The organism is Massilia antarctica (assembly GCF_015689335.1).
GTDB lineage: Bacteria > Pseudomonadota > Gammaproteobacteria > Burkholderiales > Burkholderiaceae_D > Telluria_A > Telluria_A antarctica.
Genome location: NZ_CP065053.1, coordinates 879,041 through 891,458 on the forward strand (window position 1 = coordinate 879,041; position 12,418 = coordinate 891,458).

Annotated in this window: 9 protein-coding genes; 5 read left to right on the forward strand and 4 right to left on the reverse strand. The window is 66.1% G+C overall.

All coding sequences use genetic code 11. The annotated features are described in order from the left end of the window. Positions 1-6: 6 nt before the first annotated feature. Positions 7-1,719, reverse strand: coding sequence for a urocanate hydratase (gene hutU, locus IV454_RS03955; RefSeq protein ID WP_206090417.1), 1,713 nt, complete (start codon positions 1,717-1,719; stop codon positions 7-9). A gap of 130 nt (positions 1,720-1,849) precedes the next feature. Then, positions 1,850-3,520, reverse strand: a complete 1,671-nt coding sequence (locus tag IV454_RS03960; protein ID WP_229522051.1) for an amidohydrolase — start codon at positions 3,518-3,520, stop codon at positions 1,850-1,852. 270 nt (positions 3,521-3,790) lie between these two features. Between IV454_RS03960 and IV454_RS03965 the strand changes: the two genes are divergently transcribed. Further along, positions 3,791-4,474: a transposase gene (locus tag IV454_RS03965; protein WP_206090419.1), complete on the forward strand. Its 684-nt coding sequence runs from the start codon at positions 3,791-3,793 to the stop codon at positions 4,472-4,474. Positions 4,475-4,588: 114 nt separating this feature from the next. Here IV454_RS03965 and IV454_RS03970 read toward each other — a convergent pair whose 3' ends face one another. Both IV454_RS03970 and ada read right to left on the reverse strand, forming a co-directional pair. Beyond that, on the reverse strand, positions 4,589-5,281 hold the full coding sequence (locus IV454_RS03970; protein ID WP_206090420.1) for a 2OG-Fe(II) oxygenase: 693 nt from the start codon (positions 5,279-5,281) through the stop codon (positions 4,589-4,591). Beyond that, positions 5,278-6,393, reverse strand: coding sequence for a bifunctional DNA-binding transcriptional regulator/O6-methylguanine-DNA methyltransferase Ada (ada, locus tag IV454_RS03975; RefSeq protein WP_206090421.1), 1,116 nt, complete (start codon positions 6,391-6,393; stop codon positions 5,278-5,280). Before ada ends, IV454_RS03970 begins: the two co-directional genes overlap by 4 nt. Positions 6,394-6,537: 144 nt before the next feature. On the opposite strand from ada, the gene hutC reads away from it, so the two are divergent. The 4 genes from hutC to trxA all read left to right on the forward strand — a co-directional run bounded on the left by hutC (position 6,538) and on the right by trxA (position 12,349). Continuing rightward, on the forward strand, positions 6,538-7,257 hold the full coding sequence (hutC, locus tag IV454_RS03980; RefSeq protein WP_206090422.1) for a histidine utilization transcriptional repressor HutC: 720 nt from the start codon (positions 6,538-6,540) through the stop codon (positions 7,255-7,257). Between the two features lie 127 nt (positions 7,258-7,384). Continuing rightward, complete coding sequence (locus IV454_RS03985; RefSeq protein ID WP_206090423.1) at positions 7,385-11,242, forward strand: ABC transporter substrate-binding protein; 3,858 nt, start codon at positions 7,385-7,387, stop codon at positions 11,240-11,242. Between the two features lie 108 nt (positions 11,243-11,350). Further along, complete coding sequence (locus tag IV454_RS03990; protein WP_054268341.1) at positions 11,351-11,833, forward strand: response regulator; 483 nt, start codon at positions 11,351-11,353, stop codon at positions 11,831-11,833. Between the two features lie 189 nt (positions 11,834-12,022). After that, positions 12,023-12,349, forward strand: a complete 327-nt coding sequence (gene trxA / locus IV454_RS03995; RefSeq protein WP_054268340.1) for a thioredoxin TrxA — start codon at positions 12,023-12,025, stop codon at positions 12,347-12,349. Positions 12,350-12,418: the final 69 nt, after the last annotated feature.

The window sequence follows — 12,418 nt, forward strand, 5'->3', positions numbered from 1 at the left end:
GCGGAGTTACGGGACCATCGGCAGGTTCAGGCCATTGCGCTTGGCGCAGGCGATTGCCGTTTCGTAGCCGGCGTCGGCGTGGCGCATGACACCAGAACCGCTGTCGTTGACCAGCACCCGCGCCAGCCGTTTGGCGGCGGCGTCGGTGCCGTCGGCCACGATGACCACGCCCGAATGCTGCGAGTAACCCATGCCGACGCCGCCGCCGTGATGCAGCGACACCCAGGTGGCGCCGCCGGCGGTATTGAGCAGCGCGTTCAGGAGCGGCCAGTCGGACACCGCATCGGTGCCGTCGCGCATGGCTTCCGTTTCGCGGTTCGGGCTGGCGACCGAGCCGGTATCGAGGTGATCGCGCCCGATGACGATGGGCGCCTTCAGTTCACCCGTGCGCACCATCTCGTTGAAGGCCAGGCCGGCGATGTGGCGCTCGCCCAAGCCCAGCCAGCAGATGCGCGCCGGCAGGCCCTGGAAAGCGATGCGCTCGCGCGCCATGTCGAGCCAGTGGTGCACCTGCTTCTGCTCGGGGAACAGCTCCTTGATCTTGGCATCGGTCTTGTAGATATCTTCCGGGTCGCCCGACAGCGCCACCCAGCGAAACGGGCCACGGCCCTCGCAGAACTGCGGCCGGATATAGGCCGGCACGAAGCCCGGGAAGGCGAAGGCGTCCGTCACCCCCTGGTCCTTCGCCACCTGGCGGATGTTGTTGCCGTAATCGACCGCCTTCACGCCCATCGCGTGGAAGTCGAGGATGGCCTGCACATGCACCGCGCACGACGCCGCCGCCTCGGCGGTCAGGCGCGCGTGCTGCGACGGATCCTTCTGGGCCGCCTTCCACTGCTCCACCGTCCAGCCGCGCGGCAGGTAGCCGTTGATCAGGTCATGCGCCGAGGTCTGGTCGGTCACCATGTCCGGCACCAGGCCGCCCGCCTTGGCGCGCCGCACCAGTTCCGGCAGCACGTCGGCCGCGTTGCCCAGCAAGCCGATCGACACCGCTTCGCGCGCGGCCGTGTGCTGCTTGATCAGGGCGATGGCGTCGTCGATGTCGGCGGCCTGCTTGTCCAGGTAGCGCGTGCGCAGGCGGAAGTCGATGCTGCTTTGCTGGCACTCGATATTGAGCGAGACCGCGCCGGCGAAGGTCGCCGCCAGCGGCTGCGCGCCGCCCATGCCGCCCAGGCCCGCCGTGAGAATCCAGCGTCCGCCCCAGTCGCCGCCGAAATGCTGGCGCCCTGCCTCGGCGAAGGTTTCGTAGGTGCCCTGCACGATGCCCTGGGTGCCGATATAGATCCAGCTGCCGGCCGTCATTTGCCCGTACATGAACAAGCCCTTGCGATCGAGTTCGTTGAAGTGTTCCCAGTTGGCCCACTTGGGCACCAGGTTCGAGTTGGCGATCAGGACGCGCGGCGCGTCCGGGTGGGTCTGGAACACGCCGACCGGCTTGCCGGACTGGATCAGCAAGGTCTGGTCGTCTTCCAGTTCGCGCAGGGAGGCGAGGATCTGGTCATAGCAGGCCCAGTTGCGCGCCGCGCGGCCGATGCCGCCGTAGACCACCAGATGCTTGGGATTTTCCGCCACCTCCGCATCCAGATTATTCTGGATCATGCGGTAGGCCGCCTCCGTCAGCCAGCTTTTACAAGCCAGTTCAGTGCCGCGCGGGGCGCGGATCGTGCGGCTGGCGTCGAAGCGGGGATCGTCATCGAAACTGGTCGGATCGGTGGTCATGGCATCTCCTTCAAGAGTTTAGGGGCAGGCGCGTGCGCAGGCGGCACGCGCCCCCTGCAGCTTCAAAGTCTAAGTTGTATATACAACCAAGTCAAATCATTTATGCACCCCCCCGCCGCTCTTTTCCTTGTCACTCTTTGCTGAACACCTGCCGGCCGCCGACCCAGGTTTGCAGCACGCCGACCTTGTGGAGTTCGGCCGCCGGCATGGTGAACAGGTCCTGGTCGACGACGATGAAATCGGCCCACTTGCCCTTCTCCAGCGAGCCGGTGAATTTTTCCTGATGGCCGGCCCAGGCCGCGTCCAGGGTGAAGCAGCGCAGCGCTTCCTTGAGCGTCATGGCCTCGTTGGCATACCAGCCGGCGGCTGGCCGGCCGGCCGCATCCTGGCGCGTGACGGCCGCGTGGATGCCGAAGAAGGGGTTGGACGACTCCACCGGGAAGTCCGAGCCGCAGGCGATGCGCGAGCCTTGCTTGAGAAACGTGCGCCAGGCGTAGGCGCCCTTGATGCGCTGCGGGCCGACGCGCTGTTCGGCCATGTTCATGTCGGACGTGGCGTGGGTCGGCTGCATCGACGGCACGATGCCGATGGTCTTGAAGCGCGCGATGTCGGACGGTGCCACCACTTGCGCGTGCTCGATGCGGTGGCGCAGCGCGGCACCCTGATAGCGTGGGATCAGTTGCTGGTAGCCGTCCAGGATCTGGCGGTTGCCGGCGTCGCCGATGGCGTGCACGTTGACCTGATAGCCGCGCCGCATGGCCTTGTCCATCATCGCGTAGATATCCGCGTTCTGGCGGAACAGCAGGCCGTGCGACGCGGGTTCGTCGCTGTAGGGCGCGATCAGGGCCGCGCCGCGGCTGCCCAGGGCGCCGTCCGCATACAGCTTGACCGCACGCAGCGCATACAGGTCGTTGGCGTAGGTCTTGAGCGGGCCCCTGGCCGAGAGCTGGTCGAAGTCGGCGCCGACGTCGCCGATCATGGCGTACACGCGCGCGCTGAGTTTGCCGTGATCGGCGTAATCGCGGTACAGCGCATCCTGGCTGGCGTTGATGCCGGCGTCGTGCACGCCGGTCAGGCCCATTTGCGCGATCTGCTTCAGGGCGCGGTCGAGGACCACCCTGGCCTGGGCTTCGGACTGCTTCGGCAGCACCTTCGCTACCAGTTCCTGGGCCGCGTCGACCAGGACACCGCTGGCATTGCCGTCGGCATCGCGCACGATCTTGCCGCCGGCGGGGTCGGGGGTGTCCCTGGTGATGCCCGCCAGTTGCAGCGCGCGCGTGTTGGCCCAGCCGGCGTGGCCGTCGACCCGTTCGAGCCAGATGGGGCGGTCGGCGACGGCGCCATCGAGTTCGGCGGCGGTGGGAAAGCGGCCCAGTTTCCAGATCTCCTGGTTCCAGCCGCGGCCGCGCAGCCAAAGATGCGAGGGATTGGCGCGCGCGTAGTCGGCGGCGGCTTTCAGGGCATCGGCCAGGGTGGCGCTGCCGGCCAGGTCGAGCTGGGTGAGCATCTCGCCCAAGCCGAACACGTGGCCGTGGGCGTCGATCAGGCCGGGGAGGACGGTTTTTCCCAGCAGGTCGATATGGCGCGCCTTGGGGGCTTTGGCGCGGGTCTGGGCGGCGCTGCCGACGGCCAGGATGCGGCCCTTGTCATCGAACGCCAGGGACGTGAAGCGCAGCAGCGCGTTGCGGCTGTCGAGGGTATAGCCGTTGGCGTTATCGAGGACGGTGTCCGCCTGCGCCGGCGCGGCCGCCCCGAGGACGGCGAAGATGGCGAGACAGCACTGCAAAGGGATCGGGCGCATCATTTCTCCATTCGGTGGGCAAGCCCAAAGTGTAGCGCGCTTTGCTTGCTCGTCAACTTGTTGCTTGACCGCGCACCTGCACCGGGGTCTGACCTCTGATTAGCAATTAAATTCCCGTTTGCAACTTAGTATCTTCATACGGCGCCACCGGGGTCTGACCTCTGTTTAGCAACAAAACGCGCGCAGTTGATGCAAGCCCAAGATGACGTCGCTTAAGGCGTTACGCTGATGCAGCCTGTTCATCCCCTACTCCCTTTTCCAGAGCACCTTATGCCACGCCGACACCGCCTGATTGTCCCCGACGTCCCCATACACATCATTCAACGAGGCAACAATCGCTTGCCCTGCTTTTTTGTCGAGGCGGACTATCTCGTCTATCTCGATCTGCTACGGATCGCCGCCGAACAAGCGGGCTGCAGCGTGCACGCTTATGTACTGATGACGAACCACATCCATTTGCTGGTATCGCCGCAGTCGAGCTCGTCGCCGGCAGCCATGATGAAGTCGCTTGGAGAACGCTACGTTCAATATGTCAACCGCCGCCATCAGCGCATTGGCACCTTGTGGCAGGGACGGTATCGGTCGTGCCTGGTTCAGGAAGATCACTATTTTTTCGTGTGCCAACGGTATATCGAACTCAATCCGGTGCGAGCCGGCATTGTGGCTCATCCCTTGGACTACCGATGGTCGAGTTATCAAGCAAACGCGTATGGGGAAGCGAGCCGCATTGTCAAGCCACACGCGCTGTATTCAGCGCTTGCGGCGGAACACTCGGAGCGCGAGCTCAGCTATCGTGCATTGTTTCTGGAGAAAATGCCGTGGGCGATGATCGAGCAAGTGCGCGACGCTACCAATCGCAACGCGGTCCTTGGAAACGAAGAATTTATCGCGCGAATGGCAAGGGCCAGTGGTGAGGATGTCATGCCGCGACGCCAAGGGAGACATCGAGACTAAACCGGCTGGAATAATTTCGAATCAGAGGTCAGACCCCGGTTAAGTGCTGAAGTGGCAAAAAAATATGCCACAAGCAAAAAATTTCGAATCAGAGGTCGGACCCCGGTTGTAGGACTATTCGGCGTCGTGGAAGATGATGCCGAGGGTGTGGCGGTGCCCGGAACGCACCCGGCTCACGCCGTGCCGCATCGTGACGCGGTAGGGGCCGCGCGTGCCGTTGACCGGCCGCTGGTTCACCGGGAATATCACGGCGTCGCCCTGCCCCAGCCCCACCACTTCGACCCGCGATTGCATGCGCGGGCGCTGTTCGGTCAGCACGAATTCGCCTCCCGTGAAGTCCTCTCCCGGCCGCGATAGCAGTATCGCAAGCTGCAAGGGGAACACGTGTTCGCCGTACAGGTCCTGGTGCAGGCAGTTGTAGTCGCCTTCGCGATAGCGCAGGATCAGGGGCGTCGGCCGGCGCTGCCCCGCCGCGTGGCAGCGCGCCAGAAACGCGTCGTGCTGCGCCGGAAAGCGGGTGTCGATCCCCATCGCGCCATGCCAGCGGTTGGCGATGCCCGCCAGCGGCCCGTACATCCCTGTGCGCAGCTCGGCGAGGCGCTCGGGCAGCGGGTAGTCGAAATAGCGGTACTCGCCGCGCCCGAAGCCGTGCCGCTCCATTACCACGCGGCTGCGGTAGCGCGCCTGGTCGTCGTAGGCGCCGGCATAGGCACTGCATTCCTGCGCATCGAGCAAGCCTTGCACCACGGCGCATCCGTGCGCATCGAGGTCGGCGCCGATGCGGTCCCAGTCGATCGCCTCGCTCATGCCGCGCCACCGTCGCTGCCTTCGCTCTCGCGCTCGAGCAAAATGCGCTTGCGCTCGACGCCCCAGCGGTAGCCGGACAGCGAACCGTCGGTGCGCACCACCCGGTGGCAGGGAATGGCCACCGCGACCGGATTGGCGGCGCAGGCGCCGGCAATCGCGCGCGCGCCCGTCGGCACGCCGATCCGCGCGGCCAGTTCGGAATAGCTGACGGTCTGCCCAGCGGGAATCTCGCGCAGCGCCTGCCATACGCGCTGCTGGAAGGCGGTGCCGCGCACGTCGAGCGGCAGGTCGAGGCCCACGCCGGGCGCTTCGACCAGCCCGACCACGCGCGCAATCGTGGCTTCGAAGCCGGCGTCGGCGCCGCGCAGGTCGGCCGCGGGGAAGCGGTCCTGCAGGTCGCGCGCCAGCAAGTCGGGGTCGTCGCCGATCAGGATCGCGCAGATGCCTTTGTCGGTGGATGCCACCAGGATCGCGCCGAGCGAGCAGGCGCCGATCGCGAAGCGGATCACGGTGCCGCTGCCGCCGGCGCGCCAGGCGGTCGGGGTCATGCCGAGCCGCGCGGGGGCGCTGGCGTAAAAGCGTGCGCTGGAGTTGTAGCCGGCCGCGTAAATGGCTTCGGTGACGCTGGCGGCGGCGGCCAGGCCGGCGTCGACCTTGCCGGCGCGGCGCGCGGCGGCGTAGGCCTTGGGCGTGATGCCGGTGTGCTGCTTGAAGACGCGGTGAAAATGGAAGCGGCTCATGCCGCATGCCTCGGCCAGGCTGTCGAGGTCGAGCCCGGCCTCGCTTGTGTCGATCAGGCGGCAGGCTTGCGCCACGATGCGGGCGTGGCGCTCGGCCAGCGGCGGCTGGTCCGGCTTGCAGCGCAGGCAGGGCCGAAACCCGGCCTGCTGGGCGTCGGCGCCGCTGGCGTGGAAGGCGACGTTGGCGCGCAGGGCGGCACGCGCGCCGCACGAGGGCCGGCAGTAGACGCCGGTGCTGCGTACCGAGTAATAAAAGACGCCGTCGGCCTCGCCGTCGCGCCGCTGTACCGCGGCCCAGCGCGCCTCGTCGCTGTCGTAGCCGCTGCTGCTGGTGCTACTGCTGGTGCTGCTGATGTTCATTGCTGCTTTCATGGTGGTGCTCCTGTTGGCGATGCTATTCGCAGGCACCCATCGTAGGCGGCGCGGCGGCGGCGGTCATCCCACTGCTTGCTTTTGAATCGGGCGCCGCGCCCACGGTGCTAAAATCCGGTTTTGAGCCGGCCTTCGGAGAGTAGTTTGGAACAGCAGATTGCGCAAGACACGACCCCGATTTTCCAGCGTATCAAGGATTATCTGCTCGGCGAAATCGCCGCCGGCCGCTGGAAGGAGGGCGATGTGGTGCCGTCCGAGCAGGCCCTGGTGCGCCAGTTCGGGGTTTCGCGCATGACCGTCAACCGCGCCGTGCGCGAGCTGACGGCCGAGCAGGTGCTGACCCGCCGCCAGGGTTCGGGCACCTATGTGGCACCGCAGAAGTACCAGGCCACCCTGGTCGAGATCCGCAGCATCGCCGATGAAATCCGCGCGCGCGGCCACCGTCACCGCAGCGGCCTGCATCTGCTGGAACAAGCCCGCGCCAGCGAGCTGCTGGCGCTGCAGTTCGGGCTGGCGCATGGCCAGCCGCTGTTTCATTCGGTGATCGTGCACTTCGAGAACGAGGTGCCGATCCAGGTCGAGGACCGCTGGGTCAATCCGGCCTGCGCCCCCGACTACCTGGCCGAGGATTTTTCCGCCATCACCCCCAACGAGCACCTGATGAAGGCCGCCCCGCTGCAAAGCGCCAGCTACAGCATCGAAGCCCTGCCCGCCCCGCGCGATATCGCCACGATGCTGGCGATCGGGCCGCGCCAGTGTTGTCTGGTGCTCAAGCGCAAGACGCACGCGCTGGGACAAATCGCGTCGGTCGTGACAATGTGGCATCCCGGCCAGCTATATCAGTTCACCGGCAAGGTCGGCTGAGCAAGCGCGCGGCAGAAATACGACACTTTTTCCCGCACAATAGACATAGATTCCTGTCGGTAAATTCCCTTGGATCAAAAAATGGCTACTATGGAGGTAGCCTAACTCCTCTTCGGATGGCCCCGCCATGCCTGTTCCGTTCTTGTCCACCCGCCCCCGCGCCGCCTTGCGCTTGCTGCGCTTGCTGCGCTCATGCGCGCTGCTGGCGGCGGCGCTGGTGTGCGCCGACGCGCTGGCGCTGGAAAAGGTCCTGGTGCAGCTCAAGTGGCAGCACCAGTTCCAGTTCGCCGGCTATTACGCGGCCCAGGAACAGGGCTTTTACCGCGAGGCGGGGCTGGAGGTGACCTTGCGCGAGGCCGAGCGCGGCGACGACGCGGTGTCGGCGGTGACCTCGGGCGCGGCCGAATATGGGGTGGCCAATTCGAACCTGCTGGTGGCGCGCGCGCGCGGCAAGCCGGTGGTGGTGCTGGCGTCGGTGTTCCAGCATTCGCCTGCGGTGCTGCTGGCACGCGCCGGCGCGGATGGCAAGCCGCAGTTGCCGCCCACCGGCACGGTGATGATTTCGCCGAACAGCGTGGAGCTGCTGGTGTTCATGAAAAAAAGCGGCCCGCCGCTGGCCAACTATGCGCAGGTGCGCCATAGTTATAAGGTGGGCGACCTGGCCAGCGGCCGGGTGGCGGCCATGTCGGCCTTCAGCACCGACCAGCCCTACCTGCTCGAACGCGAGCACACGCGTGTTGTCATGCTTACGCCGCGCTCGGCCGGCATCGATTTTTACGGCGACCTGTTATTTACCAGCGAGGCCGAACTGCGCGAGCATCCGGCGCGCGCCGCCGCCATGCGCGCGGCCACCCTGCGCGGCTGGAGCTATGCGCTGGCACACCAGGCCGACCTGGTGGACCTGATCCGGGCGCGCTATCCGCATCGCCTCAGCCGCGAGCACCTGCTGTACGAGGCGCGCGGCATCGTGCCGCTGATGGAGGCGGACATGCTGGAACCGGGCTACAGCAATCCGGAGCGCTGGCGCGCCATCGCGGCGGCCTACGCCAGCCTTGGCCTGCTGCCGTCCGGGTTTTCGCTCGATGGCTTCCTGTACCAGGCGCCGCACCCGGACGGGCCGCCGCCGTACCTGGCCGCGCTGGCGCTGGCGGCGCTGCTGCTGGTGGCCGGCGCGGCCCTGTGGCGCGTACGGCGCCTGAGCGCCACCCTGCGCGCCGAACGCACCCTGCTCGGCGCCACGCGCGCGCAGCTGGCCAGCAGCGAGAACCTGCTGCGCTTCGCGCTGGACGGTTCCGGCCACGGCACCTGGGAGTGGGTCCAGCATAGCGGCGAGCTGGTTTTGTCGGACCGCTACAAGGAGTTGCTGGGCTATGGACCGGATGAATTCGCGGTCGATTTCAACGCCTGGCTGCTGCATGTGCATCCGGAAGACGTGGCGCGCCTGAAACACGACCTGTCGGCCTGCCTCAAGCCGGCGGCCGGCGGCGGCAACGTGCTGGCGTGCGAGTTCCGCATGCGCTGCAAGGATGGCCGCTGGAAGTGGATGCTGGGCCGCGGCATCGTGGTCGAACGCGATGCCGGGTCGCGCGCCTTGTGCGTGAGCGGCACCATGGCCGATATCGGCGACCGCAAGCATGCCGAGGAGGCGCGCGTGCGCGCGGTGCTGGAGGCGTCGCCGGAAGCGATGCTGGTGCTCGATGGCGAGGGCCGCATCCGCCATGTCAACCATTTGTGCGCGAGCAGCTTCGGCTATGCGCGCGATACCCTGATCGGCATGCCGGCCGAGCAGCTTGCGCCTGGTGTGCGCACACCAGGTCCGCCGAACCAGGTGCTCATGGCGCAGCGGCGCGACGCCAGCCAGTTTCCGGCCGAGGTCAATCGCACGCCGCTGCAGTTGCAGGGCAATGCCTTGACCATCGTGTCGCTGCGCGACGTCAGCGAGCGGGAGCGCGCCGAGCAGGCGCTCAAGGCGCTGGCGGCACGCCTGCACGAGATTTTGCAGATGATGCCGATCGGCCTGTATATCAAGGATACCGAGGGCCGCGTGACCTTGATGAACAGCGCCTGCGAAAGCCAGTTCGGCCTGACCATGGCGCAGCTGGACGGGGATGACCAGGGCGCGCACGGCACGCTGAGCGCGCGCGAACGCGAAGCCTTTGCCGGCGGCGTGATGCTCGATGACGTGGGTACGGTGTACAACGCGCGCCTGGGACGCGAGCTGCATGTGCGCACCATCCGCAAGCCGGTCCGCAATGAGCAGGGCCAGAGCGAGTACCTGATCGCGATGATGGTCGATATCAGCGCCAGCATGGGCACCGAGCAGCAGTTGCGCGAATTGAACGAGCACCTGGAAGAGCGCGTGCAGCAGCGCACCGCGCAGCTGGACCAGGCCAAGAAGGTGGCCGAGGAAGCCAGCATGGCCAAGGGCCAGTTCCTGGCCAATATGAGCCACGAAATCCGCACGCCGATGAACGGCGTGATCGGCATGGCCTACCTGGCACTCAAGACCGACCTCAATCCGCGCCAGCGCGACTACATCGAGAAGATCCGCTTCGCCGGCGAGCACCTGCTGGGCATCATCGACGATATCCTCGATTTTTCCAAGATCGAGGCCGGCAAGCTGGAAGTGGAAATGGTCGCCTTTACGCTCGACCATGTGATCCAGACCCTGTCCACGGTGGTCGCGCCCAAGGCGGCCACCAAGGACCTGGCGCTGGTGTTCGAACTCGATCCGGCACTGCCGCCCGCGCTGCAGGGCGATCCGCTGCGCCTGGGCCAGGTGCTGATCAACTACACCCACAATGCGATCAAGTTTTCCGACAGCGGCAGCATCACGATCCGCATCGACAATATCGACGACCGTGCCGACGACTGCCTGCTGCGCTTCCAGGTGTGCGACAACGGTATCGGCCTCACCCCGGAGCAGACGGCCAAGCTGTTCCAGTCGTTCCAGCAGGCCGACACCTCGACCACGCGCGAGTACGGCGGCACCGGCCTGGGACTGGCGATCTGCAAGCAGCTGGCGCAGCTGATGGGGGGCGAGGTCGGGGTCGAGAGCCAGCCGGGCAGCGGCAGCTGCTTCTGGTTCACCGCGCGCGTGGGCAAGCTCGATCCGGCCGCCGTCGGTCCGCACATGGGCAAGGATGCGGCACTGGCCAGCGCGCGCGCGCCGGGCCAGGATGCGCTGCTGCGCGGGGCGCGCATCCTGCTGGTCGAGGACAATACCTTCAACCAGCAGATCGCCCTCGAAATGCTGGAGGAGGCCGGCTGCGTGGTGTGCCTGGCGCAAAACGGCCTGGAAGCGCTCGACCTGCTGGCCAAGACCGGTTTCGACTGCGTGCTGATGGATGTGCAGATGCCGGTCATGGACGGCTTGCAGGCGACGCGCCTGATCCGGCTCGACCCGCGCCTGACCGGCTTGCGCGTGCTGGCCATGACGGCCAACGCCACCAGCGCCGACCGCGAACGCTGCATGCAGGCCGGCATGGACGACTTCATCAGCAAACCGATCCAGCCGGCGCTGCTGTGCGAGACGGTGGCGCGCTGGCTGCCGCTGCGCCTGCCGGCGCCGGCGGAGGCGCCGGCCCCGCCCTCCCAGCCCGGCTTTCGCACGGTGGCCGGCGACCCGGAGGTGATCGACCTGACCGTGCTGGCCAAGCTGCTCAGCTACAACCAGGACAAGGTGCGCAAGTTCGCCTTCAAGTTCCTGCAGACCACCCAGGCCGGCTTCGACGAGATGGAAACGGCGCTGGCGGCCGGCGACGTCCAGCGCGTGCGCGAGCTGGGCCACCGCATCAAGTCGTCGGCGCGCACGGTGGGGGCGATGGGCATGGGCGAATTGTGCCTGCGCCTGGAAAACCTGGCCCATGGCAGCCCGGCCAGCGAACGGGCCGAGGCCAGGGCCCTGGTCGCCCAGCTGTGGCCGCTGCTGGCGCAGATTACCGAGCAGATCATGCAGAACACGACATTTGCCAGCGACGCCTAAAAAAAACCGCGCGCACCTGCCGTTCGGCGGCGACTTCCGGGATAATAGTAGGGCACGCGCGAGAAAGCGTGACGACAATAACGACAATAACAGCCGCTAAAGACAACCATGGACGAGCCCGCCAAACAGGCCCCGGCCCCACGCATCCGCGTGCTGCTGCTGGACGATGATCATTTTATGCTGGAACTGCTGAGCGACATGCTGGCCGATATCGGCGCCGCCGCCAGCCCCCCGGCCGGCTTCGAGGTGCGCGCCGAATCGGACGCGCGGCGCGCCCTGGCCAGCCTGGCGCTCGATGCGCCGGACCTGCTGATCTGCGACCTGTCGATGCCGGACATGGATGGCATCGAATTCATGCAGGCGGCCGCCGCGGGCGGCTTCGGCGGCGGCGTGATGCTGCTTTCGGGCATGGACAGCGGCGTACGCAAGGCGGCCGAGCGGCTGGCCAAGGCGCACGGACTGAACGTGCTGGGCGCCTTCAAGAAGCCGATCAGCGCCCAGGAACTGCAGGCGGCGCTGGCCGCGCTGCTGCTGCCGGACAGCCCCGGACAAGAGAATTCGTACAATCTTTCTCCCGTTTCGGGAAAATAGGTTATTATTTCGGCTAAATCCCCGCCTGACACCCTCTGCCGCCCTTCCCTATATTGAATTTGCACACACCGTCACCACCATAGTGTTGCAAGATAAAAAAGGAAACTGGCTGGCGGTTCGAGATTCCCCGAAGCAGGGTCGGCTTATCCCCCAGGCGTTATTGACCCCCTACCTCATTTAGAGGAAAACATGAGCGAAAATATTAAACACGTTAGCGATGCATCTTTTGAAGCGGATGTCCTCAAGTCGGACCGTCCGGTGCTGGTCGATTTCTGGGCCGAGTGGTGCGGTCCCTGCAAGGCGATCGCCCCGATCCTGGAAGAAGTCGCCAAGGAATACGAAGGCAAGCTGGTCATCGCCAAGATGGATGTGGATGCCAACCAGGGCGTACCGCCCAAGTTCGAGATCCGCGGCATTCCGACCCTGATTCTGTTCAAGAACGGGGTCGTGGCGGCCAAGAAAATCGGCATGGTGACGAAGGGTCAGTTGACCTCCTTCATCGACAGCAATATTTAATACAGAGTACAACGTGACCGCAGCGCGCCCGCGCTGCCGTCTTGTCCGGCCGGGAAGCGTTTGGCCTCG